23 protein-coding genes and 1 pseudogene are annotated in these 25,547 nt (G+C 63.0%); 14 read left to right on the plus strand and 10 right to left on the minus strand.

What is annotated here, in order from left to right; all coding sequences use genetic code 11:
- Positions 1–221 precede the first annotated feature (221 nt).
- Together H1204_RS20545 and H1204_RS20550 are read left to right on the plus strand one after the other, a co-directional pair.
- On the plus strand, positions 222–500 hold the full coding sequence (locus H1204_RS20545; RefSeq protein ID WP_180732487.1) for a hypothetical protein: 279 nt from the start codon (positions 222–224) through the stop codon (positions 498–500).
- 57 nt (positions 501–557) lie between these two features.
- The gene (locus tag H1204_RS20550) at positions 558–866 is read left to right on the plus strand and encodes a superinfection immunity protein (protein ID WP_180732488.1); all 309 of its coding nucleotides are present in this window, start codon (positions 558–560) and stop codon (positions 864–866) included.
- A 117-nt stretch (positions 867–983) separates the two neighbouring features.
- Here the strand turns inward: H1204_RS20550 and H1204_RS20555 are convergent, their stop codons facing one another.
- Complete coding sequence (locus H1204_RS20555) at positions 984–1,457, minus strand: NUDIX domain-containing protein (protein ID WP_180732489.1); 474 nt, start codon at positions 1,455–1,457, stop codon at positions 984–986.
- 301 nt (positions 1,458–1,758) lie between these two features.
- On the opposite strand from H1204_RS20555, the gene H1204_RS20560 reads away from it, so the two are divergent.
- Entirely contained in the window at positions 1,759–4,008 is a 2,250-nt protein-coding gene (locus H1204_RS20560) for a S1/P1 Nuclease (protein ID WP_180732490.1), read from the plus strand.
- A gap of 53 nt (positions 4,009–4,061) precedes the next feature.
- Here the strand turns inward: H1204_RS20560 and H1204_RS20565 are convergent, their stop codons facing one another.
- Together H1204_RS20565 and H1204_RS20570 are read right to left on the minus strand one after the other, a co-directional pair.
- On the minus strand, positions 4,062–5,393 hold the full coding sequence (locus H1204_RS20565; protein ID WP_180732491.1) for a type II toxin-antitoxin system HipA family toxin: 1,332 nt from the start codon (positions 5,391–5,393) through the stop codon (positions 4,062–4,064).
- A 2-nt stretch (positions 5,394–5,395) separates the two neighbouring features.
- On the minus strand, positions 5,396–5,905 hold the full coding sequence (locus H1204_RS20570; RefSeq protein ID WP_180732492.1) for a helix-turn-helix transcriptional regulator: 510 nt from the start codon (positions 5,903–5,905) through the stop codon (positions 5,396–5,398).
- A gap of 400 nt (positions 5,906–6,305) precedes the next feature.
- On the opposite strand from H1204_RS20570, the gene H1204_RS20575 reads away from it, so the two are divergent.
- Positions 6,306–7,775: an alkaline phosphatase family protein gene (locus H1204_RS20575; protein ID WP_180732493.1), complete on the plus strand. Its 1,470-nt coding sequence runs from the start codon at positions 6,306–6,308 to the stop codon at positions 7,773–7,775.
- 93 nt (positions 7,776–7,868) lie between these two features.
- Here H1204_RS20575 and H1204_RS20580 read toward each other — a convergent pair whose 3' ends face one another.
- Genes H1204_RS20580 through H1204_RS20590 form a run of 3 tightly spaced genes read right to left on the minus strand, consistent with a single transcriptional unit; the run spans position 7,869 to position 10,754 of the window.
- The gene (locus tag H1204_RS20580) at positions 7,869–9,122 is read right to left on the minus strand and encodes a patatin-like phospholipase family protein (RefSeq protein ID WP_180732494.1); all 1,254 of its coding nucleotides are present in this window, start codon (positions 9,120–9,122) and stop codon (positions 7,869–7,871) included.
- 9 nt (positions 9,123–9,131) lie between these two features.
- On the minus strand, positions 9,132–9,914 hold the full coding sequence (locus tag H1204_RS20585; RefSeq protein ID WP_007589814.1) for a 3-hydroxybutyrate dehydrogenase: 783 nt from the start codon (positions 9,912–9,914) through the stop codon (positions 9,132–9,134).
- Between the two features lie 30 nt (positions 9,915–9,944).
- Positions 9,945–10,754 (minus strand): acetoacetate decarboxylase, encoded by an 810-nt coding sequence (locus tag H1204_RS20590; RefSeq protein ID WP_180732495.1) that lies wholly within the window; start codon positions 10,752–10,754, stop codon positions 9,945–9,947.
- 443 nt (positions 10,755–11,197) lie between these two features.
- Here H1204_RS20590 and H1204_RS52665 point away from each other — a divergent pair, with 443 nt between their 5' ends.
- On the plus strand, positions 11,198–11,326 hold the full coding sequence (locus tag H1204_RS52665; protein ID WP_007749609.1) for a hypothetical protein: 129 nt from the start codon (positions 11,198–11,200) through the stop codon (positions 11,324–11,326).
- Positions 11,327–11,427: 101 nt separating this feature from the next.
- Here the strand turns inward: H1204_RS52665 and H1204_RS20595 are convergent, their stop codons facing one another.
- Positions 11,428–12,066, minus strand: a complete 639-nt coding sequence (locus tag H1204_RS20595) for a LysE family transporter (protein WP_180732496.1) — start codon at positions 12,064–12,066, stop codon at positions 11,428–11,430.
- 340 nt (positions 12,067–12,406) lie between these two features.
- On the opposite strand from H1204_RS20595, the gene H1204_RS20600 reads away from it, so the two are divergent.
- Positions 12,407–13,228, plus strand: a complete 822-nt coding sequence (locus tag H1204_RS20600; protein ID WP_180732497.1) for a Sir2 family NAD-dependent protein deacetylase — start codon at positions 12,407–12,409, stop codon at positions 13,226–13,228.
- A gap of 51 nt (positions 13,229–13,279) precedes the next feature.
- Here the strand turns inward: H1204_RS20600 and H1204_RS20605 are convergent, their stop codons facing one another.
- Together H1204_RS20605 and H1204_RS20610 are read right to left on the minus strand one after the other, a co-directional pair.
- Positions 13,280–13,639, minus strand: coding sequence for an HPF/RaiA family ribosome-associated protein (locus tag H1204_RS20605; RefSeq protein WP_180732498.1), 360 nt, complete (start codon positions 13,637–13,639; stop codon positions 13,280–13,282).
- A 122-nt stretch (positions 13,640–13,761) separates the two neighbouring features.
- The gene (locus tag H1204_RS20610; protein ID WP_180732499.1) at positions 13,762–14,646 is read right to left on the minus strand and encodes a LysR family transcriptional regulator; all 885 of its coding nucleotides are present in this window, start codon (positions 14,644–14,646) and stop codon (positions 13,762–13,764) included.
- 143 nt (positions 14,647–14,789) lie between these two features.
- Between H1204_RS20610 and H1204_RS20615 the strand changes: the two genes are divergently transcribed.
- From H1204_RS20615 to yjfF, 6 genes and pseudogenes are all read left to right on the plus strand, one after another.
- Positions 14,790–15,611: a TerC family protein gene (locus tag H1204_RS20615; RefSeq protein ID WP_180732500.1), complete on the plus strand. Its 822-nt coding sequence runs from the start codon at positions 14,790–14,792 to the stop codon at positions 15,609–15,611.
- 100 nt (positions 15,612–15,711) lie between these two features.
- Entirely contained in the window at positions 15,712–16,011 is a 300-nt protein-coding gene (locus H1204_RS20620; RefSeq protein WP_180732501.1) for a zf-TFIIB domain-containing protein, read from the plus strand.
- A 587-nt stretch (positions 16,012–16,598) separates the two neighbouring features.
- Complete coding sequence (locus tag H1204_RS20625) at positions 16,599–17,537, plus strand: ABC transporter substrate-binding protein (protein ID WP_243468775.1); 939 nt, start codon at positions 16,599–16,601, stop codon at positions 17,535–17,537.
- A gap of 95 nt (positions 17,538–17,632) precedes the next feature.
- Positions 17,633–19,144, plus strand: a pseudogene (locus tag H1204_RS20630) (sugar ABC transporter ATP-binding protein); the annotation flags it as partial.
- Entirely contained in the window at positions 19,143–20,180 is a 1,038-nt protein-coding gene (locus H1204_RS20635) for an ABC transporter permease (RefSeq protein WP_180733244.1), read from the plus strand. The pseudogene H1204_RS20630 and the gene H1204_RS20635, both read left to right, overlap by 2 nt.
- Positions 20,177–21,274 (plus strand): galactofuranose ABC transporter, permease protein YjfF, encoded by a 1,098-nt coding sequence (yjfF, locus tag H1204_RS20640; RefSeq protein WP_180733245.1) that lies wholly within the window; start codon positions 20,177–20,179, stop codon positions 21,272–21,274. The genes H1204_RS20635 and yjfF overlap by 4 nt, the downstream gene beginning before the upstream one ends.
- A gap of 5 nt (positions 21,275–21,279) precedes the next feature.
- On the opposite strand, the gene H1204_RS20645 is transcribed toward yjfF, so the two are convergent.
- Entirely contained in the window at positions 21,280–22,260 is a 981-nt protein-coding gene (locus H1204_RS20645; protein WP_180732503.1) for an AraC family transcriptional regulator, read from the minus strand.
- A gap of 150 nt (positions 22,261–22,410) precedes the next feature.
- On the opposite strand from H1204_RS20645, the gene H1204_RS20650 reads away from it, so the two are divergent.
- Positions 22,411–23,262: an NAD(P)H-binding protein gene (locus H1204_RS20650; RefSeq protein ID WP_180732504.1), complete on the plus strand. Its 852-nt coding sequence runs from the start codon at positions 22,411–22,413 to the stop codon at positions 23,260–23,262.
- Positions 23,263–24,527: 1,265 nt separating this feature from the next.
- The gene (locus tag H1204_RS20655) at positions 24,528–25,541 is read left to right on the plus strand and encodes a hypothetical protein (protein ID WP_180732505.1); all 1,014 of its coding nucleotides are present in this window, start codon (positions 24,528–24,530) and stop codon (positions 25,539–25,541) included.
- Positions 25,542–25,547: the final 6 nt, after the last annotated feature.

Here is a 25,547-nt window from a genome sequence, read left to right on the forward strand (position 1 = left end):
GCGACGGGACAACCCCGGACACAACAACCCTGAACACCGCATGGGCAAAGGCTTCCGCACGACCGTACGTGCCATCCATTGTTCAGAATTTGGGAACTGTGATTTCAATCTATGAGCATAGAAATTCGATAGAGCTCGACTAAACTCACTCTCTATCGACGCCGCGCCAAATACATCCGGTTGCGACGCCTCCCTGATTCAACATTCTCTGGAGTTACGTCATGAAAACCCGCCTTATCGCAGCCTTGCTGGTCACCGTCTCCGCCGCTGTCGCCGCTCCCGCTTTTGCGTCGGGCTATGGTCCGGCGCCGTTTTATCGTCCGTCCGTTGGCGCACCCGCTTCGCAACGCGGCGTCAGCGCTCAGACTTTCGCCGCCGAACGCAACCAGGCGACGGCCGCAAACGACGCAGTTGGCGGTGTGACGGGCGCATCGTCGGAATCGGGCAGCCGTCAGCCGGCGCAAGCCGCTAACGACGTCAACGTGTTCAAGGGTCAGTGATTGCTGCGCGCGGCGGGCAGAAGCTTGCCGCGCAGAAGAGAAGCAGGAGGTGATTCCATGAGAGCATTCTTCGAAGGACTGGTGTTGCTGGCGGCAGTCGTCGTATATTTTCTGCCTGCCATCGTCGCCGATGCGCGCGAACGTGAAGATGCATTCGCGCTAACGATCTTCAACGTGCTGTTTGGCTGGACCGTGGTTGGCTGGATTGCGGCGTTCGTGTGGGCGCGTCATCGCGTGAGCGACAAGCGGCTCGCGAATCTCGCATCGAACACGCGTCGGTCGTTGGGCCGCGTGACGATCGCGAAGATCGTGGCGCGCTCACGCCGGGCGCGCGCGACGCGGCGTCAGTCGACGCTATCCGCGTAAGAGGTTGAATCGATGAAGCCGCCGGTCTATGTCAGACCGGCGGTTTTGTTTTGATATGCCCGTGCGTATTTAATACGGAGGCCGAAATAAATTACAAAAGGCGCATTCAAGGCGGACTTACCACAGCGCCGGCGTCCATCCTCGCAGTCGCACATCGTGCAGGGCCTCGCGCAGATTCTGCACGAACGCATCGGTGCGCTGATAGCGGCTTTGCACGCGTGGATCGTAAGTGCGGTTCAACGCTAGCACATCGACGATGCCGCGCGTCGAGACGCTCGTATCCAGATCGGAAATATCGGTGACCTTGGCCCATGTGCAGCGCATGATCTCGTTGCTGGGCACGGGGGTTTGACGTTCGTCGACGTGCGCGGCGAACACGTGATGACAGGTGCGCGCGCCCGCGAACTCGAACAGATATTGCATGCCCTTCGCCTGAAGGCACGTTTCTTCCATCAGTTCGCGCACGGCGGCGGCTTCGAACGTCTCGCCGGCGTCGGGTTTGCCGCCTGGCAGCGACCAGCGCGAGTTGGCCTTGCCGACCAGCAAAATGCGCGTGCCCGTCAGGCACACGACAGTCGCACGTTGCTTCACAGTGTCTCTTCCATGTAGGGACGCGAAAGCAGGGCTAGCACGCCCCATGCCGCGCGATGCGATGGCGCTCTCAGTCGCCATTCGGCCATATTGTCCGCCGATCTTGAGTACGGGACGTGACATCTTGATGACAGCGCTCACCAAAAATGACCCAACGCTGTCATATGCATCGGAGAACCTTGAACGTGACCACGCGCCGCCGCCGCCGCATGTCATGCACGCAGCATGCGTTGCACCGTGCGACACGGCGGCGTGCCTGCAACGGCCGGTCGATACGACCGGCGAGCGTCGAGGTGAATCGATGAATCCACTGTCCACGCAGCACAATTTTCAGAGCCTGTCGTTGAAGGATCTGCTCGAAGCGCGAGATCTGTATCACTGGCATCTGTCGAACAAGCCCAATGTCGTCGGTACGGCCGTTGGCTTGTATCTGATTCGAAACGACGAACCGTGGCCGGATCAGCAGCACGGCACGAACGGGGACGCGGAATCACGCGTGAAAGCGAAGGGCATACGCACGTTTGGCAACTCCGAAGTGCGTCCGTATTCGTGGCCTGCCGTGATCGTGCTGGTGCGCGATTGGGTCGACGCGACCGAGTTCGGTCATGGCAAGGTCGACCCCGATCATATGGTGCCGCGCACGCTGTATATGCCCGACGGCCGCGCGGTGCCCGTCTGCGTGGTCGCCGTCGAGCCGACGGTGCCCGCCACCAGCGCGCCGGCAGATGCACGCTGGCCGTCGACGTATATCGGCGGCGGCTGTCCGTTGATCGCGGATGCGCAGGGCATCGAGCGCACGGCGAGCGTCGGTTGCCTCGTGACGGACGGCCATACGACCTACGCACTCACTAATCGTCATGTATGCGGCGAGCCCGGCTCGCCCGTGAAGGCGCTGTTGCGCGGCGCGGTAACGGAAGTCGGCATTGCGTCGGACCGGCAGCTCACACGTGAACCGTTCACCACGGTATTTCCCGAGTTTGCGGGCAGCCGCAGCTTCCTCACGCTCGATATCGGGCTCGTCGAAGTGCACGACGCGAATGACTGGTCGAGTCAACCGTTCGGCATCGAAGGTAGCATCGGCGATGTCGCGGATATCAACGAGCTGAGTCTGAGCCTGCAACTGATCGATCAGCCGGTGACGGCATTCGGCAGCGCATCGGGCGCGCTCGACGGCACGATCAAGGCGCTGTTCTACCGGCACAAGTCGCTGGCGGGCTACGACTATGTCTCGCAGTTTCTGATCGCGCCCGCGAACGGCAGTCCGCAGACGCAGCCCGGCGACTCGGGGACGTTGTGGTATTTGACGTCGCCTGCGAGCCCAACCGGCGACGGCGAGCGCCGTCTCACTCCGCTCGCGATCGAATGGGGCGGACAGTCGCTTGCAAGCGACGACGGCGAACGTCTGAACTATGCGCTCGCGACAGGTCTCAGCACAGCGTGCCAGCTGCTCGACGTGGACCTCGTGCGCGCGCACAACGTCGGCGCGAATCCGTACTGGGGACAAACGGGCCATTACAGCATCGCGACAGCTGCAATCGAGTCGGTGAAGCCGGGCCCGCTGCACGATTTTCTCGACGCGAATGTCGAGCGGATCAGCTTTCGTCCGGACGAACTCACGCCGGAGCAGATTCGCGACAAGCTCGCGCGCGGCGATTTCGTCGAACTCGCCGATGTGCCCGACCTCGTGTGGAAGAAGACGCCCAGCCGCGTGCCGGGCGGACGCGACTACGCGCAGAACGCAGGCCCCGAGCATCCGAATCACTACGCGGACATCGATCAGCCCGACGGCGACGGCAAGACGCTGCGCGACGTGACACTCGGCAATATCGCCAACATGAGCGTCACGGTGTGGTCGAAGTGGTATGCGGATGAAGGCGAAACCGATACGCGCCACGAAGGTCTGCTGCCGTTTCGCGTGTGGCAGATTTTCGACGAGATGGTCATGCAGTTGAAGGCGCGTAACGACACGAAATTCCTTTGCGCGGCGGGCGTGCTTGCGCATTACGTCGGCGATGCGTGCCAGCCTTTGCATGGCTCATATCACTCGGACGGCTACAGCGACGCGCCCGGTGCGACACCGAAGAAGTGGCCGGGCAAGGGCGTGCACGCGACCTTCGAAGACAAGATGGTCGACCGTCATTCGGGCGAACTGTTGCCTAAGATCGGGCCTCAGGCGAAGGCGTTCGAGGGCGAGATTCCGAAGATCGACAATGGCCGCGACGCCGCGTTCGCAACGGTCACGCTGATGGCCGAGGCGGCGACGATTCTTCCGCCATCCACGCTGATCGACGAGTACATCCGGCTGGGCGGCGGCAGTTCGGCGCGTGTCGTCGATGGTCTGTGGGATGCGTTCGGCGACGACACGGCGAAACTGATGGGCGCAGGCGCGCGCTATCTCGCCGCGATGTGGGAAGCCGCGTATGCCGCTGCCGATACGTCGCTGCCGGCCGGGGCGCGGGATATCAGCGAGCCAGCGCTTGCGAAGGTGTATCAGGACAAGGCGTTCCTGCCTTCGTTGACGCTCGACAAGATCGGGCCGGTGATCGGCTGACGGATTGGGCTCGGGCGGCGCGCGTTGATGTGGATGCGCGCGCCGCTTCCGGATCAGGCGGCCGCGAGCTTTTTGCTCTGCTTCAACATGCCCTCGAAGATCGCCGACGCCAGATCTTCCGGAAAACCCTCCGGAAGTTGCCCGGCGACCGTATCGATCACGTGCTGCGTGGCGTGCGTGACGGAGGTGATCATTTCGTCGACGGCGCCTGGCGGCAAGCCGACCTGCTGAGCTTGCGCGATCCAGTGCCGACGTAGTATCTGACCAATCAGATAATGATTGCTCGTGCCGCGCACGGCCATCGCCAGCTTCGCCTTCTGCATCGGAATGCGGTTCGCGCCGCGCCCGATGATGGGATGCGCGGATAGCACGTCGTAGAGCGGCGTCGCACGATAACGGTTGCCCGGCAGGTGCGCGATGCTGAAGTTCTTCGCGTGGCCGTCGGTGGCAGCGAGCAGCCAGAAGATCAGCTGCGTCGTGAAGAAGCGCGCGCCGTCTTCCGCGGCATCGTCCGAACCGGCGAGGATGTGCATCACGGCGTCGATGCCCGGTCCGCCGTCGGCCTGATACTTGGCAATGGGCGGCGTGCCCGTCGCCTGACACATGTCCTCCTGCGGCAGACGCACGATCCACGTCGCGTCGCTCGACAACCTGCGGTCGAAGCGCTCAACGGCGAGCGCTTTCTGATCGCCGAACCGCGCGATCTCGCACGCGGCGATAGGCAGGCCGTAGGCGGCGACGATCTTCGAGCACAGCCATTCGTTCTCTACCGACGTGCGCATGTCGGCCTGCATATTGCCGACCAATCCCAACGGCAGCTTCAGGATATGCGTGGTCGGCGTGCTGCCCTTGGGCAGCACCCAGCGGCCTTTGTGCCATAGCAGAGCCGTCTTTTCCTGCGCGCCGGCGATGGAGAGGCGCAAGTCGGCTGCCTCGTCGCGCTGGCCGAGCGGCGCCGCCGCGGTCGTGTCGCGCAGCAGCCGCGCGATGTCGTCGCCCGTCAGCGTGTCGCCGCCGATGCGGTAGAGGTCGGTGGGCGTCTCATCCGGCGGCAGCATCTGGATCGCGCCGACGCAATCGCGACCGAGCGCGGCGAGCAGATCGAACGGCGCCGTGCTGCCCGTCCTGTAGCGCTGCGCCATTCTGCGCCGGATGGGTTCGCTGTCGGGCAGCAGGTTGTCGAAGAACGCCGACACGACAGCGCCGCGATACGGCTGATTGCCTGGCGTGAACGGCAGGGACAGCGACAGCGGTCGGCCCTGTTCATCGGCGATCCAGTCGTCGAAGTAGACGAGACGCTCCCCGCCGCTGGACTTCTCCCAGTAGCCGACGGCGAGCCCGTTCATCCACAGGTCGAGGCGTTGAGTCTGTGAACGGCGCCCCATGCTTACCACTGCTCCCGTTTCTTCGACGCGCTTGCCGTGCGCGGGGCTCCTGCCGCAGCACGCGTATCCGGCCTGGCAGCGGGCTTGCGTGGTGTTGTTCGGGCGCCTTGCGCGGCCACGCCTGACGGTGCGCGTTTTCCTGCTTTGACAGCGGGCGCGGTGCGCCCGGTTGCGGGCTTCGCTGCGGGCTTGCGCGGCGCTGTTTTCGGCGCTGTTTTCGGCGCGGTTCGGCGCGGTGCGGTCACATGGCTCGACGACGCCATCTTGGCGACGGGCGCCGCGTTTGCGGGCGACGGCGCGTCCTGACTGAGCGTGATTCCGGCGTTCAGCAGCCGCAAGACCTTGAAGAGCCGCTCGACCCCCGCGGCGGCAGGGTCTGCCTCGAACTGCGCATAGCTTTGCTGCGTGATGCCGAGCCGCTCGGCGAGCATGGCCTGCGTGAGTCCTGCGGCTTTGCGAAAGCCGCGCAGAACGGGGCGCAACTGGCTGAGCGTCTTGACGGAATAGTCCACGGCTGGCCTCGAGAGACGGGTTGATGCGGGTGGAACTTCGACACGGCGCAGGCGCCGCACGCGCCGGCCGGTCGAGACAGAATACAGATCAAAGCCTGTATTGACAAGATACAGTCTAAAAACTGTAAATTAAAAATACAGTCTAAAACCTGTATATAGATAGGCCGACAGGCACCCCGGTCGAGGATGGTTCGCAAGCTGGCCGCGCATCGCATCGGGTCGTCGCGTGACAGCGCCCAGGGATGGACGATAAGCGCTTACCCCGGTATGCAATGCGCGCTGCGCCGCAGCGCAAGCATTCCGTTACGCGCGGGTACGTGAAGTGCTGACAGAGGCTGATCTCGCCGCGCGATCAGGCAACGGCGACCCGAACAATATTCACAACACCGGAGGTGAGGCCATGAGCAGCGATTCACATACTTCGAATTCGCCCGATCCCACGCGCCGCAAGATCCTGGCGGCGCTCGCGGGCAGTGTCGCGTTGTCGGCTTGTGGCGGGGGAGGTGGCGGCGGATCGTCGGGCAGCACGGGTTCGACCAATGGCATTCCGCCCGATCGCGCGAGCCTTCCACGGCCTGCGCTGCCGGCGCCCGCCACGTCGGGCATCGATCACATCGTGCTCGTCACGATGGAGAACCGTTCGTTCGACCATTTATTGGGCTGGGTGCCGAACGCGGAGCATCAGCAGGCCCGCCAGTTCACCGACGCATTCGGTCAAACGCAATCGTCGTTCGCGCTGACGTCGAATGCCGCGTACGGGTTCCAGGCGTGCAGTTTCTCCGATCCGAATCATATGTACAGCGCAGGGCGCACCCATCTTGCCAACGGCGCGATGAACGGCTTTCTGCTCACGCCGGGCACGAGCCTGTTGCGCGGCGACCTGCTGCCCATCGGCTATTTTGGTGCGGCTGATCTCGACTTCTACCGCGGCGCCGTCACGCAGTACACGGTTTGCGACTACTACATGAGCGGTATTCTGTCGGCCACGTTTCCGAACCGCCTCTATCTGCATAGCGGCGAGACCGACCGACTCGATGACAGCGTCGATACGTCGTCGCTGCCGACCATCTGGGACCGGCTCGACGCAAAGAGCGTCTCATCGACGTATTACTACCACGACGTCCCGTTCACCGCGCTGTATGGCACACGCTATGTCGGCCGCTCGAAGCTGTTCGCGGAATTTCTCGCGGATGCGGCCACGGGCAATCTGCCGTCGTTCAGCATGGTCGATCCGAGTTTCGCGGGCGAGGCGCAAGGCACGTCGAACGACGATCACCCGCACGCCGACGTGCGCAACGGTCAGGTTCTGCTCGGCCAGATCTACGACGCGCTGCGCACCAGTCCGAACTGGAGCACGACGCTGATGATTCTCGTGTATGACGAATGGGGTGGCTTCATGGAGCACGCGGTGCCGCCCATGAAGCCCGTATCAACGGCGGAGCAGGGTGTCGGCAACGATGGCCGGCTCGGATTCCGCGTGCCGTGCATGCTGTTCGGGCCGCGCGTGCGCGCGAACATGGTGTCGCGCTATCCGTTCGATCCCAGCTCGATTCATCAACTGATTGCGTGGCGCTTCGGTCTCGATCCGCTAGGCGTGCGTGCGAGCGATGCGAGCACCTTCAACATGGCGTACGCGCTCGACTTCACCGACGCCGCGCGAACCGACGCGCCCGCGATTGCGGTGACACAAGGCACGTTCGGCGTCGCGTGCTCGATAGCGGGAATCATTCCAGGGCTTGGCGGCGTCGATCACAGCCAGCAGGTGCCGTCGACCTCGGCATCTCAGCCCGCCGTAGCCAACGCGCCCGGCGGACGCTTTGCCGACTTGCGTGCCAAAGCGACCGCGCTAGGATTCCCTGGTGGCATGTAAATTCTGCGCGGCGTTTGCACGGCTCGATGGCATTGCGGCTCTGCGATAGGTGTCGCAGAGCCGCAAATCATGACACGCGCCGGGGCGCAGCGCTCAAGCTGCTGCCTTGCGTCGCTTGCCGAGTTCGGCTTCGACAGGCTGCTTGTCGGACTCGGGCACGGACCCAGCGGGGCGGTGCACGTCGTGCGTGACGAAACCCAGTTCGCGGCTCGGCACGTCGAACCACTCGCGATGCGAGAACGAGTCGCGGATATCGTCTAGGCCGCTTTGCCAGTGCTCGAGCATGGTGTCCACGCTGAACTCGTAGTCCTTGTAGTGGCCTTCGTACGGCTTGTTCTTGTAGATCAGATGCACGACGTTGATCGCGCTGCCGTCCGCTGCCTGCTGGGCGAGACAGAACAGCGGGTCGGCCTTCACCACCGACGTCGGTACATGTTCGAGCAGTTCCTTGATGAAGCGCGCGTGCTTTTGCCGCTCGGCGAGCATGTTGGTGATCGCGCGCGTGCGGCTCGAATACTGGATGTCCTTGGCTCGCTCGGAAATGTCGGGGAAGTCGCCCGGCGCATTGCCGCGCGCGCTCCACAAGTCGACCTGAAAGACCAGCGTGTCCTTGTGATCCGAATCGCGCAGCACTTCTGTGAGCGGCGTATTCGAAACGAGACCGCCGTCCCAATAGTATTCGCCGTCGATCTCGACAGCCGGGAAGCCCGGCGGCAATGCACCCGACGCCATGAAATGCTCCGGCTCAAGGCGCATCTTGCGGTTGTCGAAGTACGTGAGATTACCCGTGCTCACATTCACCGCGCCCACGGACACGCGAATGGCGCCATCGTTGATGCGGTCGAAATCCGCGTATTGCAGCAACGTTGCGCGCAGCGCCGCCGTGTCGTAATAGCTGACGCGGCTCGGGTCCAGCTTGCCGAGGCCCGCCATCGGCAACGGAAAGCGCGGCGCGAAAAAGCCGGGTTGGCCTTCCGTCAGCGCACGGCCTGCTGCCCACATGCTGGCCCACTTGCGCGACAGGTCATGCAAGCCCAGGCCAGGCAGCGTCCACGCGCTCACGCTGCCCACCCAGTCGAGCGGATGACAGATCGCATTCCAGAAACCGCGCAAGGCTTCCACGCGATTTTCCGGCGCATTGCCCGCGATGATCGCCGTATTGAGCGCGCCGATCGACACGCCTGCGATCCAGTTCGGCTCGACCTTCGCCTCGGCGAGTCCTTCGATGACACCCGCCTGATAGGAGCCGAGCGCACCGCCGCCTTGCAGCACGAGCGCGATTTCGTCGTAGCGCGGCAACACAAACGGTTCCGGCTGCGGGATGATGTTCTTTGTGTTGCTGCGCATACGTTCTCCTTATTTCATCGACCAGCCGTGGCTGACGATCACCGATTGCCCCGTCAGTGCCGACGATTCGAAGCCCGCGAGGAAGGCGACAGTATTGGCGACGTCTTCAACCGTCGTGAATTCGCCGTCGACCGTTTCCTTCAGCATCACGTTCTTCACGACTTCCTCTTCGCTGATGCCGAGCGCCTTGGCCTGCTCGGGAATCTGCTTGTCGACGAGCGGCGTGCGCACGAAGCCCGGGCACACCACGTTGGCACGCACGCCGCGCGGACCGCCTTCCTTCGCGACGACGCGCGCGAGGCCGAGCAGACCGTGCTTCGCGGTGACATAAGCCGACTTCAGCTTCGAGGCTTCATGCGAGTGCACCGAGCCCATATAGACGATCGAACCGCCGCGCTTGCTGTCGTACATGTGCTTGATGGCGGCTTTGGTCGTGAGGAACGCGCCGTCCAGATGAATGGCGAGCATCTTCTTCCAGTCAGAGAATGCGTATTCCTCGATCGGCGCAACGATCTGAATGCCCGCGTTCGACACGAGCACATCGATGCTGCCGAGTTCCTTCACCGCGCGCTCGATACCCGCGTTGACGGCTTCTTCATTCGTCACGTCCATCGATACGGCGATCGCCTTGCCGCCGCCTTCGACGATGCTCGACGCGACCTTTTGCGCATTCTCCAGATTCAGATCCGCAATCACGACGGCGGCGCCGAGGCTGGCGAGCTTGCGAGCGCATTGTTCGCCGATACCGCTTGCTGCACCCGTCACGAGCGCGACTTTGTTTTGCAGTGACATTGTGTGTTCCCTTGAAAAATGTGGAGAGCGTTAAACCGCGAGTTCGAGCGCGTCGTCATTCGACTTCTTTGCGGTCTGCGTTTGAGCTTGCGCAGGCGCGAGATAGTCGAATGCGACTTCGCCGATATCGAGCGTGAGATTGGCGATCACATGCCGGGCGCCGACCACGCGCTTCACGGGCAGATCGGCAATCGGCGCGAGCGCATGCGGATGCAGTTCGAGCGCGGCCGGACCGCTCCATGCGCCGAGCACCGTGACGTCGCGCAGATAGAAGCGCACGAGTTCGCAGATGCGCGCCGTGCCGTCGACATGCGGAATCACCTTCAGCAGATAGTTGGGCGTGTCGGCGAGCTTGGCGCGCTCGGCTTCGATATCGATCATGCGATGCTTGTAGCCCATCGTGCCCGTCGCGATGCGTTGCGTGCCGTAATCGAGCGTGCCGAGCAGCGTGTCGTTACCGTCGACGCCCAATTTGGGGCGCGCGAGCTTCTTCGGGAAGCCCCAGATTTCGCGGCCGCCGGCAATCGGGCCTTCGTCGTCGAGGTACATCGAGTGCGTGTAGTTCGCAAGACGACCTTCCATGTCGCGCACCGAAATCACCTGGCCGCTTTCCGTGTAGTCGCCGAAGCCCGACGAATCAGGCATGCGAATGAACTCGTAATGGACCAGCGCGTTTTCAGGCTTCAGCGGTTCCGGCACCACGGCGCGCAGCGCATCCATATCGGTTTCGTACGAAATGATGAAGTACTCACGATTGAGAAAGCGGAACGGCGGGCGAGGGTAGGCGGGATTGTGAACGGGCATCGCAAATGCGGATTGCCGGATCGATTTGATGTCCATGAACTTCCTCTTAAGCATTGGGCGTTGTTGGAGCACCGCGAATCTTAGAGCAAAAGTTTTTTCAGGATCACATTAATTTCTCCAATACACCGTTGGTCTGCACGCAACAGTGACGCGGCCTGGCAGGCACGGACGATAAACCGTCAATCATTGTGAAAATCGGCATAAGCTATTTTCGCGAGCGACATGTCGACGACGCGAAAATGAAATGCGGATGTCATGCATTTGATTGCTGCAAAGTCAGATATGTCGGTAATCTGATGATTTGTGTTGTAGATAATCTGACGAGATTGATTAGTGAGCTAATCAACTGACTCGTACGAAAGGGAGTTGGCGACCGCAACGCAACGTCTCAGAAAAGCTTTTGATTTTGTTGCAGCGCGACATTCGCAGGGATATACTAGGGTTATTACCTAGGGTGTTACCCGCAAAAGGAGTCCGCCATGCAACAAGCTACGACCGCCGCTGTCCCGTCCACGAGCTGGCTTTCGCGTCTGCGCGAACTCGCTATCCGCGCCGTCGATCTGCACCTGCAGCACTGCGCGGTTCTCGCTGAAGCGTATCGCCGCTAAGCATTTCGCATGAAAAAGGGGAGTTCGATCTGAACTCCCCTTTGTTCATCAGCGGTTCGCCGCGTCATCGAGCGTAGCGGCGTTGGTGACGTTGTCGCCAGTCAGATACCGGCTTTCCGGGCCGCGAAGATCAGCCGCAGTCCAAGCGCCGCGATGGCGCCTGCGGCGATCCGGTCAATCCACGTTTTCGCGCGCAGATAAATCTCGCGCGGGCCCCGGCTCGAAAAGCACAGCGCGACGACCGTGTACCAGCCGAACTCCACCGCGAACACCAGCGGCGGCAGCACCACATAGCACCAGACGGGCGGATGCTGAGGCAACAGCGCGGCAAAGATACTGCCGTACCAGATCGCCGTCTTCGGATTGCTGAGCTGCGTCGTCAATCCAATCCAGAACGACTTCTTCGCGCTACGGCCGTGCGCTGCGCCGGCGTTGTCCATCGCAATCGGGCGGGCTGCGCCGCGCCAGATTTTCGACGCGATGTAGATCAGATACAAACCGCCCGCCACTTTCAATCCGATATACAGCCATTCGACGGCGACCAGCAGCGTATAGAGACCGGCGAGCGCAAGGCCGCCAAAGAAAATCCCGCCGATGCCCATGCCCAGCGCGGTCGACAATCCATCGCCGCGAGACAGGCTGATCGAATTTCGCGCGACGAGAACGAAACTCGGGCCGGGAATCATCGCGCCCAGCAGCAACGCGACGAGAATGGCGAATACAGCGGCGGATGCGGACATCGAGGGGTCTCCTTGAGCGGGGGCGTTCGGCGCGAATAGCAGGTCATGAAAGTGTGCGTGCCGAAAGAATAGAGGCAACACGCAACCTCTGCAACGCGCCTGCCAGACGCGCGCGCCGTTCAGTTCGGCCCGAGCGACTGGGACAGCGCGTGAGCGTCGCGGCACGCACGATGTTGAAGTCGTCGCGGATGTCGTCGGCGAGCTTGCGCGACACGGCGGCCGGCAAAACGGAAGGGAACGGCTAACACGTGGGTGCATGAACGCGCCATCGCGACGCTACTGTCTGATAGTGCCGCATCGCTCACAAGACGATCGTCGGGCGAATTGCTAGAGTGGTGCGATGGACGAGAACGAACGAATCAGGCGCGCCGTGTCGTGGCTGCGCGAGGCCGATGGCATGCTGGTGACGGCCGGGGCGGGAATGGGCGTCGATTCAGGGCTGCCCGATTATCGCGGCGCAGAGGGTTTCTGGCGCGCGTATCCCGCGTTGAAGCGGCATCGGCTGACCTTTCAGGACATGGCCAATCCGCGCGTGATGGCGCTGCATCCGCGGCTTTGCTGGGGCTTCTATGGACACCGGCTCGATCTGTATCGGCGCACGGTGCCGCATCGTGGTTTCGATATTCTGCTTCGTTGGGCAGAAGCGCTGCCGCGCGGACTTGCCGTGTTCACCAGCAATGTCGACGGTCAATTTCAGGCGGCGGGTTTCGATGCTGCGGCCATTGCCGAGTGTCACGGTTCCATTCACGTACTGCAATGCTCGGAAGTCTGCCACGACGGGCTGTGGCCGGCCGCCGACGTGCAGCCCGTGGTCGACGTATCAGCTTGCGAACTCGTGAGCGACCTGCCGCGCTGTCCGAAGTGCGGCGCGGTGGCGCGGCCCAACATTCTGATGTTCGGCGACTACGACTGGATCGCATTGCGCACCGAGCAGCAGGAGGCGCGGCTACAGGCGTGGTTGTCGAAGGTCGAGCGTCCCGTCGTGATCGAAATCGGTGCGGGCAAGGCGATACCCACCGTGCGTGACTTCAGCGAGCAAAACGGACCGCGCGTGATCCGTATCAATCCGCGCGATTTCGGCATCGCGCCGCATCACGGGATTGGGCTTGCGCGAGGCGCAATCGACGGCCTCGAATTGCTCGACCGGTCAATGAAGGCATAGCGGACGGCGTCGTCCGCTATAGCCGCCACATACAGCTACATACCGCATGGCTTACACGGCATCAGGTTGTGCGGCGACCCACGCGGGTTCGCGCCGACTGATGCGCCGCGTCGCGATGCGCGCCTGCTGCCTGCGGATGATCGAACGCGCCGCGCGGGCCAGCGCGAGATCGAGCGCGCCGCGCCAGTCTCTTGCGATCGACGTCACGACGACGGGCGTCGCATCGGGCGTCTGCACCTGCACCTGGCAACGCTTGTCGAGTCCGCCGCGCGGGCCGTTGATGTCGGACATGCTGACGGTCGCCTTCGAAATCAGCCAGTCCATGCGGCGAAACACGAACCGGATGCGTTGGCGCGCGAAGCTGCGCAGACGGACGGCTTCAAGGTCGCGGGACTTGAACAGGACTTGCATGAGACACCTCCTTCGTGGGTACGGCTCAAGAGTACGGTGAAGAGGCGTCGCGGAAAAAGCAGAAATAACGGAACGACAGTTTCGGAAAAACCGAACCTTCGTTTTCGTAATCACGAACGCGCTCACGCACGCGCCGCGCTCAACACCTTTTGCGTCAAAGGATGATGCCGCCCGCGCCGCGACACGATTGCGTGTATTTCCTCCTTCACTTCCGGCGAGCGGCCGAGCCAGCGCAAGCCGCGATGCATGGGATCGTTGCGCTCGGCGCCGAAGGCCGCGAGCGGAAACACGCCCATGCCGCGCGACGCGAACAGCGCCATCAACGCGCTGTCCTCGAACTCGCCCGCGATGCGTGGCCGGATGCCTTGCGCTTCGAACCAGCGGTCGAGGCGCGAACGCAGCGACGAGTGCCCCGTCGGCAGCAGCACTGGCAGCGACGCGAGACATTGCGGAAAATGATCGACATGCGTTTTTCGCACCACGGCGGCCGGCCCGTACCAGTCGATCGGCGAAGCGATCAGGCGCTCGCTGGATAGACGGAGGTTCGAGTTGTGCGGCGCGGGCTGGCTGGACAGCACGAGATCCAGATGGTGATGCGCCAGTTCCGCCAGCAGATCCTCCGCTTCGCCTTCGTGGCTGAGCAGCCGCAGCGAAGGCGTGTCCAGCACGCCCGCAAGAATGGCATGGACGGCCAGCTTCGAAATCCCATCCGTCAAGCCGACCGCAAAGCGCGCGACCGTCCCGCTCGCCGCTTCGCGCACTTCGTCGTGCAACGCGCGCCCGATCTGAAAGATTTCTTCTGCGCGCGCGTAGGCCGCCTGTCCCGCTTCCGTCATCGCGACGCCGCGCCCTGCGGGCTTCAACAGTTGATGTCCGAGCGATTTTTCCAGCTCGCGCACCTGCGCGCTGATGGTTTGCACCGCCATGTCGAGCCGTTCGGCGGCACGCGCGAACCCGCCTTCCTTCACGACGACCCAGAAATAGTGCAAATGCCGGTAATTGAGCATGCGTGGCCTCACTTCGGAAAAACCGAACCAATCATCAGCTTATCACTGGTTTTTTCGATTGCGGGGCCAGGCGATCATGCGTTCCACAGGCTGTGACCCAGTAATCAGCCGTTTTCTTCCCAACCGGACAACGACGCTCGCAAATGGAATCCTTACTGACCCTGGCCGCCGATCCCGCTGCATGGGCTGCACTCGTGACGCTCGTCGTGATGGAGATCGTGCTTGGCATCGACAACCTGATCTTCATTTCGATTCTGAGCAACAAGCTCCCCGAAGCGCAACGCGCGCGCACGCAGCGTATCGGCATCATGCTGGCGCTGGTGATGCGGCTTGGCCTGCTGGGTACCGTCGCGTGGATCGCGCGTCTCACCGAGCCGGTGTTTTCCGTGTTCGATCACGCGTTTTCGTGGCGCGACCTGATCCTGCTCGCGGGCGGTCTGTTCCTGGTGTGGAAGGCCACGCGTGAAATGCACCATCACGTGAGCCGCGACGCCGAGGCACACAGCAATCCTGCGATGGGCGTCGCCGGCGTGACGGTGACGGCTGCCATCGGCCAGATCCTGCTGCTCGACCTGGTGTTTTCCATCGACAGCATCATCACCGCGGTCGGCATGACGGATCACCTGCCCATCATGTTCATCGCCGTAATCGCTGCTGTCACGGCGATGCTGTTCGCGGCACGCCCGCTGTCGAAGTTCATCGAGCGTAATCCGACCATCGTCACGCTTGCGCTGAGCTTCCTGCTGGTGATCGCGATGACGCTGATTGCAGAAGGTTTTGGTTCGCACGTGCCGAAGGGCTACATCTACACGGCCATGGCGTTCGCAGGCTTCGTCGAAGGCATGAACATGCTGGCGCGCCGCAGGAAGGACAAGCGTGAACACAAGGCGGCAGTCGCAGAAGCGGAGCGTGCAGCCAGCTCCGAAACAGGGACGCAGACGAAAGGTTCGGCTTTCTCGAACTGAACGACGCGGACCGAAGCGGACTGACAGAAGTATCGGGGCGGTTGAACGCCGCCCCGAACGGCAGCACACAAAGGTTGAACGTTACGAAAGGAGCAACGCAATGAAGTGCCCCGTTTGCAAGACCCCCGATCTGCTGATGACCGAGCGTCAGAACATCGAGATCGACTATTGCCCGACGTGCCGTGGCGTATGGCTCGATCGCGGCGAGCTGGACAAGCTGGTGGCAAACCAGATGCAGGACACGCCCGAACCGGAAGGCAGAAGCAATCAGGTCGAGCGCGACGGTCACCATGACCAGCAGTGGGGACGGCGCAACGATTCTTACCACGGCGATCAGCGCAAGCACTACGATCCGCGCCGCAAGAAGAAGTCACTGTTCGATATGTTCGACTTCGATTGACCTGCCTGCATCCTGAACGCGCGCCGCGCGGGCTAGGACTGACGACACGATGCCCGAGCGGCTGCGCCGCGATTCAGACGTCGATGGACGCTTTATAGTATTACTATAATAGAAAGCGATCCGATCGATACCCATCATCGCACCGCGTAAGCAAGCGGCTCGCGACACCCCGGTCCGTTTTTTCATATCTGCCTAAAACGTGGGACAGCATGGGATCGGCGCGATGATTCCGTCGCCGGCAGCCTTGCATTTATCGGCACGATGGTCGGGAAAACGCTAATCGAAAGCGCGCGGCGTCAAACATATAGTTTGGCTATAAGTAAAAGTCAGACGCGCGAAATGCGACCCCGCCGATGCTCCGGGGCATGCGCGGCGCGCAGGATGTTCGCCACGAGCGCGCATCCGTGCCGGAAGCCGTCCGGACTGTGATTTCCAGATTGACTGTCAGTTGCAGGTTTGCAGCAAGAGTTGGCGCTAAGCGTTCGTCGTCGCGTCATGGCTGTCGTCGCGCACACGAAAAAGCAGCGTCTGGAAAACAACCACATCGGAGACAACACATGAAAGTCGCCACGCGTCTGATCGCCGGCATGCTTGTTGGAGCGGCGCTCACCGTTGCAGCGAGCGTCAACAGCTTCGCCGGGGACAAGCAGATCACCTTGGGCTTTTCGCAGGTCGGCGCCGAAAGCGCCTGGCGCACTGCGAATACCGTGTCCGTGAAATCGTCCGCCAAGGACGCCGGCATCAACCTGAAGTTTTCCGATGCGCAGCAAAAGCAGGAGAACCAGATCAAGGCGATCCGCTCGTTCATCGCGCAGAAAGTGGACGTGATCGCGTTCTCGCCCGTAGTCGAGTCCGGCTGGGAACCCGTACTAACGGAAGCGAAGAACGCCAAGATTCCCGTGATTCTCACCGACCGTTCGATCGACGTGAAAGACACGTCGCTGTACGTGACGATGATCGGATCGGACTTCCTCGAAGAAGGCCGCCGCGCGGGTAAATGGCTCGAAGAGCGTTACAAGAACGATGCCGGCCCGATCAACATCGCCGAACTGCAAGGCACGGTCGGCTCCGCGCCCGCGAACGACCGGCACGCGGGCCTGATCGAAGTGATCAAGAACGATCCGAAGTTCAAGATCATCGCGTCGCAAAGCGGCGACTTCACGCTCGCGGGCGGCAAGCAGGTGATGGAAGCGTTCGCCAAGACCTACGGCAAGCAGATCAACGTGGTCTACGCGCATAACGACGACATGGCGCTCGGCGCGATCCAGGCCATGGAAGAAGCAGGCATCAAGCCCGGCAAGGACGTAAGCGTGGTGTCGTTCGACGCGACCAAGGGCGGCTTCGAAGCGATGATCGCGGGCAAGATCAATGTCGACGTCGAATGCAGCCCGCTGCTCGGACCGCAACTGATGACGGCCGTGAAGGACGTGGTCGCTGGCAAGCCGTTGCCCAAGCGCATCGTGACCAACGAGACCGTGTTCCCGATGAACGTCGCCGCGCAGATTCTGCCGCAGCGCAAGTATTGAGCGGCTGAGTCGCTGCATACGTCCGGCGCGCTTTGCATCCAGGCGCGCCGGATTTTCATGAAACGTCACCGCCTCACGCTGCTTGTGTCACTCATATGGCCGCACAACCGCTATTCGAAACCATCGGCATCAGCAAGACGTTTCCCGGCGTGAAGGCGTTGTCGGGCGTCGACTTTCGGCTTTTCCCCGGCGAAATCCATTCGTTGATGGGCCAGAACGGCGCGGGCAAATCCACGCTCATCAATGTGCTTACGGGCGTGCACGAGCAGGACGCGGGTGAAATCCGCCTCGCGGGCGAAACCGTGCGTTTCGCGACGCCGCTCGAAGCCGAAGCCGCGGGCATCCAGACGCTGTATCAGGAAATCAATCTCTGCCCGAATCTCTCCGTGGCGGAGAACATCTTCGCGGGGCGGCAACCGAAGCGGCGCGGCGCGATCGACTGGAAAGCGATCCACCTGCGCGCCGAGGAGGCGCTTGCCGAACTGAACGTATCGCTCGATGTCACCAAGTCGCTCGATGCGTATCCGATCGCCGTGCAGCAGATGGTTGCGATTGCGCGCGCGATGTCGGTCAAGGCGCGCGTGCTGATTCTCGACGAACCGACTTCGAGTCTCGATGACGGCGAAGTCGCGCGGCTCTTCGACGTACTACGCAACATCCGGCAGGCGGGCATCGCGATCCTGTTCGTCACGCACTTTCTCGAACAGACGTACGCGATTTCCGACCGCATTACCGTGATGCGCAACGGCGAACGCGAGGGCGAATATCTCGCGAAAGATCTGCCCGTCGAACAGCTCGTCGCGAAGATGGTCGGCCATAACCGGATGACGGAGCGCCTCAAAGGCGGCGCGCCCGATACGCAGCAGCAGCGCACGGGTGCGGCGCCGTTTCTGTCGATGCAGGGTGTCGCGCGGCGTGGCGTGATGAATCCCATCGATCTCGACGTGCAGCCTGGGCAAATACTCGGTCTCGCGGGATTGCTCGGGTCGGGCCGCACTGAAACCGCGCGGTTGGTGTTCGGCGTCGACAAGGCGGACGCGGGCACGATCAACGTCGACGGCAAAAACGTGAAGCTCAGCTCGCCGCACGATGCAGTGCGGCACGGCATCGGCTATTGCCCGGAAGACCGCAAGAAGGAGGGCATCGTCGCCGCGCTGTCGATCCGCGAGAACATCATCCTCGCGCTACAGGCACGGCGTGGCTGGCTGCGCATGATTAGCCGCAAGAAGCAGCGCGAGATCGCCGACACGTATATCGAACGCCTCGGCATCAAGGCGCACGACGCCGAGCAGCCTATCGGCCTGCTATCGGGCGGCAATCAGCAAAAGGTCGTGCTCGCGCGCTGGCTCGCCACCGAACCGAAGATGCTGATTCTCGACGAACCCACACGCGGCATCGACGTCGCCGCGAAGTTCGAAATCATGGACCGCGTGCTCGCGCTGTGCGCAAGAGGTCTCGCGATCCTGTTCATTTCGTCCGAAGTGGGCGAGGTGGTACGCGTGAGCCATCGCATCGCGGTGTTGCGCGACCGGCGCAAGATCGCCGACGTGACGGGCAGCGCGGTATCGGAAGATCAGGTCTACCGGCTGATCGCAGGGGGAGCGAATGAAGCAGATTCAGGCGATGCTCAGGCATCAGCTGGTGTGGCCCGCGTTGACGCTGATCGCGCTGTTCGCGATCGACGTCGCGCACCGCGCGAATTTCCTATCGATTGCGCTGCTCGACGGCCATCTGTTCGGTGCGCCCATCGACATTCTCAATCGCGCCGCGCCGCTCGTGATCGTCTCGCTCGGCATGACGCTGGTGATCGCGACGCGCGGCATCGACATTTCCGTCGGCGCGATTGTCGCGATTGCGGGCGCGGCGGCCGCCGTCGTGCTCGCCGACGATCCGACGCGGGTCGGCACCGCGCTCGGCGCGGCGCTCGCCGTGGGCTTGCTGGCGGGCATCTGGAACGGCATGCTGGTCGCGTTCGTCGGCATGCAGCCGATCATCGCCACGCTAATCCTGATGGTAGCGGGGCGCGGCGTCGCGCAATTGCTGACGGGTGGGCAGATCATCCCGATCGGCGCGCCGGGTTATCTGGTGTTCGGCGGCGGCTATCTGGCGACCGTGCCTTGCTCGGTATGGATCGCGCTCGGCGTGACGGCCGCGACGGCGCTGCTCGTCAATCGCACGGCGCTCGGCCTCTTTATCCGCGCGATCGGCGTCAATCCCGTCGCGACGCGGTTGGTCGGCCTGCGCTCGGGCGCGATCGTGTTCAGCGTGTACGTGTTCTCGGGCTTGACGGCGGCGATCGCCGGCATTCTCGCCAGTTCGAACGTGCGCAGCGCGGACGGCAACAACGCGGGCCTGCTGCTCGAACTCGACGCGATTCTGGCCGTGACGCTCGGCGGTACGTCGCTGCTCGGCGGGCGGTTCAGTCTCGCGGGCACGGTGCTCGGCGCGCTCATCATCCAGACGCTCACGTACACCACGTACTCGATTGGCGTGCCGCCCGAAGCGACGCTCGTCGTGAAGGCTATCGTCGTGCTGTTCGTCAGCGTGATCCAGTCGAGCGTCGCGCGCGCGATGCTCGTTCGACAGTTGCTGCGCGCATTCGCATTCGTGAAGACGAAACCGCTTACGGGAACGCCCCAATGAACAACATGCCCGGCCGTCTGCTCGATCCGCGCACGCTGCCTATCGTCGTCACCGTCGTGCTGTTTGCCGTGCTGTTCGGCTTCGGCTCGGTGATGTACACGGGTTTTTTCTCGTTGCAGGTGCTGCTCGGGCTGCTCGTCGACAACGCGTTTCTGCTGATCGTCGCGATCGGCATGACCTTCGTGATCGTGTCGGGCGGCATCGATCTGTCCGTCGGCTCTGTCGTCGCGCTGACGACCATTCTCTGCGCGATCTGCGCGGAGCGCCTGCACTGGCCCGTGTGGGTCATTGCGCCGCTGGTGCTCGCGTTCGGCGCGCTGTATGGCGCGGCGATGGGCGCGCTGATCCACTTCTTCCGTCTGCAGCCGTTCATCGTCACGCTGGCGGGCATGTTCCTCGCGCGCGGCGCGTGCTTTCTGATCACCACGCAGTCGATCACGATCAACGAGTCGACCTTTCACGCGATGGCGGGCTTCAGCGTGCCCATCGGCGGTGGCTCGCTGACGTCGGGCGCGCTGATCGCGCTGCTGACGCTGGCCGTGGCGATCTTCGTCGCGCACTTCACGCGCTTTGGACGCAACGTGTACGCGCTCGGCGGCAACGAACGCTCGACGCTGCTGATGGGCCTGCCCGTCGCGCGCACGCGCATCGGCGTGTATGCGTTGAGCGGCTTTTGCTCGGCGCTCGGCGGCTTCGTGTTCACGCTGTACGTGCTGTCGGGTTACGGCTTGCAGGCGCAGGGCATGGAACTCGACGCGATTGCCGCGACCGTGATCGGCGGAACGCTGTTGACGGGCGGCGTCGGTTACGTGATCGGCTCGGTGTTCGGCGTCGGCATTCTGGGCACGATCCAGACGCTGATTACCTTCGACGGCACGCTCAGTTCATGGTGGACGCGCATCGTGATCGGCGCGCTGCTGTGCGCGTTCTGCCTGCTTCAACGCATCATCGAGCGGCATGCGGCGCGGCGCAAATCGGACGGCACGGGGCTCGGCGCCAACGTAACGAAGTCCACCGACAAGACCGCGCCGACACACGGCACGAACACGATCGATCTGGCGAAGATGACTCCGACGACGTTGAAACAATCGTGAGCGTGTCAGGTGGCTGACGGCAAGGTCGCCCCGTCGTTCTGCACGCGCGCATGGCGTCGCGCCGCGCCGGGCGTCACGCCGACGATGCGCTTGAACGCGCGGCTGAACGCGGCATCGGAGTCGTAGCCGAGGCGCAGCGCAAGCTCCAGCAGCGACGCGTCCGTTTCCTGCAACTGTGTGAGCGCTGCCTGCATTTTCCAGCGCACGGCATAGCGCATCGCGGGTTCGCCGACCAGTTGCGTGAAGCGCGCGGAAAACGCCGAGCGCGACATGCCGACGCTGTCGGCCAGTGCCGCCACCGTCCAGTTGCTCGACGGATCGCCATGAATCATCGCGATCGCGCGGCCGATCTGCCGGTCGCGCAACGCGCCGAGCCAGCCCGTCTGCGCGGCGGGCGCATGCGCGATCCACGCGCGCACGGCCTGAATCACGAGGATATCGGCGAGCCGCGTGATGACCGTTTCGCCGCCCGCGTTCAATTGTTGCGCTTCGGCTGCGATGAAACGCAACGTGCTCTGTATCCATTCCATCTCAGGCGACTGCCATGTGTCGACGCGAATCAGCGCCGGCAGCAGGCCGATCAGCCGTTGCGCGGCCGGGTGATCGAAGCGCACGAGCGCGCAGATCATCGTGGTCGGCGCGCCGCCTTCACCATGACGAAGAATTTCGTAGCGGTTGCTGACGGCTTCGCGTGGCAGATCGAACAGCTTGCCGGCGGGGACGCCCGCTGCACTCATCAGCCGATGCCCCGCGCCATGCGGCACGAGCGCGAGATCGCCGGGGCGCAGCACGCAACGCTCGGCGCCGTCCACCTCAAGCAGACATTCGCCCGACGTCACCACATGGAACATCATCGAGCGCTCGAACGGCGGCAGTTCGAGCGCCCAGGGCGCGGTGAACTCCGAGCGGCAATAGAAGGTGCCGCTCATGCGCAGAAAGTGCAGCGCTTCGCCGAGCGGATCACCGGATTCGGGCAGTTCGTTCATGCAGGCAGTGTAGGCGGCAGGCGATGTTCGTCCAAGTATCTGGACGAATGATCAAGAAATGCAGACATTGAGACATTGTCCGTCCAAAGTGACGTCGCTATTCTGGATTCACGGTCGCCGCACGCTGCGGCCTTCAGACGGAGGTGATCCATGAAAGCAGACGCGATTCTCGTGCTAGGCAGCACGGGCAAGACAGGCCGCCGCGTGGCGGAAAGGCTCACGGCGCTCGGCGCCGACGTACGGTACGGCTCGCGCTCGGGCACGCCGCCTTTCGACTGGGCGGATCGCGCGACCTGGGGGCCGTCGCTGAAAGGCGTGAAGGCCGTCTATATCAGCTACTTCCCGGACCTGGCAGTCGACGGCGCCGCCGACGATATCCAGGCGTTCACCCGTCTCGCCGTGCAAAGCGGCGTGGGCCGCCTCGTGCTGCTGTCGGGGCGCGGCGAGACGGAAGCGCAACGCTGCGAAGCGATCGTGCGTGAGTCCGGCGTCGAGTGGACGTTGCTGCGCGCAAGCTGGTTCGCGCAGAACTTCAGCGAGGCGCATTTTCTGGAGCCGATTCTCGCGGGTGAACTCGCGTTGCCGGTTGGCGATATCGGCGAACCGTTCGTGGATGCCGACGATATCGCCGACGTAGCCGTCGCCGCGCTCACCGACGACGGCCACGCGGGCCAGCTCTACGAGTTGACGGGCTCGCGCCTGTGGACTTTCGCCGATGCCGTCGCACAGATCGCCAGCGCCACCGGACGGCCGGTCCGCTTCACGCGTGTGACGATGTCCGAGTACGTCGCCGCGCTCGAAGCTGCGCAACTGCCGCCCGACGTGATCGGCCTGATCCGCTACCTGTTCACGGAAGTGCTCGACGGGCGGAATGCTTCCGTGCAGGACGGCGTGCTTCGCGCGCTAGGGCGGCGTCCGCGCGAGTTCGGCGATTACGTGCGTGCGACCGCGGCGACGGGCGTGTGGACGCCGGGAGTCGACGACAGCGCGGCTAGCTTTTGATTGAGCCAGTAGGCGTACGACACCTCGATGTTTTCCTGAAGCGCGATCAGGTTGAACTTGCTCGACCAGTTTGGTCGTTGTGTCGGCGCCGCGGATGCGGGGTGGGTGGTTTGGTTTGCCCCTTCGCGGCGCGGGCGGTGCTGTTATGTGCTTGCCTCGGTGCTGGCATCCGCGCTTTGCTTTCGTGCTTCACGCGTCGCCGTTCGGTGTGTTTGGGTTTGCGCTGGCATCCGCGATTTGTTAGCGTGCTTCACCCGTTGCCCCTGTGCGGGGCGGCACCTACTTTTCTTTGCCCCCGCAAAGAAAAGTAGGCAAAAGAAAGCGGCTCACACCGCCAGGTCTAGTTTCTGCCTGAGGGCCCCCAACCGGTCTTACGCTTCACACGGCAATCACGTGACCCATGTTCGTTGCCAACGCTCTTGCGGTGCGCATCACCCGCTTCACGCACCCGCGTTGCGGCACACCGTGCCAGATAGTCCACTGCCGCCCAGGTGGCAAACTGTGTGTAGGCTTTCGCGCCCTACGCGCATCACTCCGGACTGTGAAGCAAGGCTGGTGTTTTTGGTAAGAGCACTAACCTGTGCGGTAGGACAACCTACACACAGTTTGCCACCTGGGCGGCACAAACCATTCGCTGCCGCCAGCCCTTGTGCGGGTATGTGAAGCGGGTGAGGCATCGGTTCGAAGCGTTGGCAACGCACGCGAACAGAAGTGTCGCCGTGTGAAGCGTAAGACCGGTTGGGGGCCCTCAGGCAAGAACTAGCGCTGGCGGTGTGAGCCGCTTTCTTTTGCCTACTTTTCTTTGCGGCGGCAAAGAAAAGTAGGTGCTGCCCCGCACAGGGGCGACGCGTGAAGCATGAAGGCAAATCGCGGATGCCAGCGCAAACCCAAACCCACCAGCCGCGCGTTGTCGAATGTGAAGAATTGATGTCGGCGAGTGGCATTGCCGTGCATCTGATTGCAGGTCGGCGGTGTGCGTGATGCAAATTGAATCCGCCTATCGCAAACCCGTATGCAGGTTCGATCTGCGGCAGTTGACAATGGTCAGAGGAGAGCAGGGTCGCGGTGGAGGAACGGGTGCCGTGCGTTCACGCGCCTCGATGTTTTCAGGCAGATTGCGGACAGCGGTCGCGTTACGGCGCGGCTCCCCGCGTCCGTTCGCCGCGTCAGGCTCAAGGCGTTCACGCAGCGGATTTTTCATGCGGTATGCTTCTTTGCGATCAACGATGCGTTGACCTGTGCGTCATTTCCCGGAGATTGCGGCAATGGGCTTACTGAGCCGGCTGTTTCATCGTGATCGCTCATCCGTGCCGCCGATGGCAGCCGCGCGCATCGACGAGGCGATCGGGCGCATTCTCGCGATTCATCCGCGCATCGCCGTCGCGAGCCGCTATCGGCATCGGCTCAAAGAACCGATTGCCGTCACGCTCGACTATGCGGACGAACTGATGGCGTCGCTGCCCGCCACGCTCGATGCGAGCGCCGACGCGTGGGCCGGCAATCCGAGCCTGCGCGCATTCTTCGCGACCCCCGACGATATCGCCGATACCTTCGGCCGCTCGCAAGAGGTGCGTGCTTTCTTCGAGTCGAATCCCGGCGCCGTCGATGTGCATGGCACGCTCGGCATGGCGTTGACCGAGCGGCACGTGCTGGGCGTCGCGATGGACGGCGACACGCTGCATCACGACGTCGCGCAAACCACACTGAGTTTCAGCGACCACCGCGTAAGGGTCTGCGGGAGCACGGAAACATCGCTTCGCGAAGAAATCGGGCGCAGACTGATCGATCAGCTGGCGCTCGAAGGACTGTCGATGCTCGCGGCCACGCGCGCCGCGCGGCTCTCGCGCGGGCGCGAGCTGATGCAGGAGCGCGTTGCGCTGCTGCATCGCGGCGGCACGGGGCTGGCTTCCGTCGCGGGCGGCGGCGACGCTGTCGAGGCGAGCGAACTCGCGCATGTGCAGACGCAGATCGCGCAGAACGCCGAGAGCCTTGCCGCGCTCAGAGTGCCGACCGATGTCATCGAACACGAACTCGAAGGCATTTGCGAGGTGTTCGGCAAGCCGGCGGATTACGTCTACATCAAAAACCGGCATATCCGCATCGATATGATGAACGTGGTTCAGGAAGGCGCGACGAAAGGGGGCAACGATATCGAGTTTCACTTCGTCCGTGTTCCCGGCGTCACGCCGCAGATGCGCGCCTTCGCGCTGGTTCGCTTTCGCCGCTTCGAGCTGCCGCCGGGTGGATTGCAGATCGACGCCGCCATGCGCGCGCTTTAAGATCGA

Origin of the sequence: Paraburkholderia sp. PGU19, assembly GCF_013426915.1 — a bacterium.
GTDB lineage: Bacteria > Pseudomonadota > Gammaproteobacteria > Burkholderiales > Burkholderiaceae > Paraburkholderia.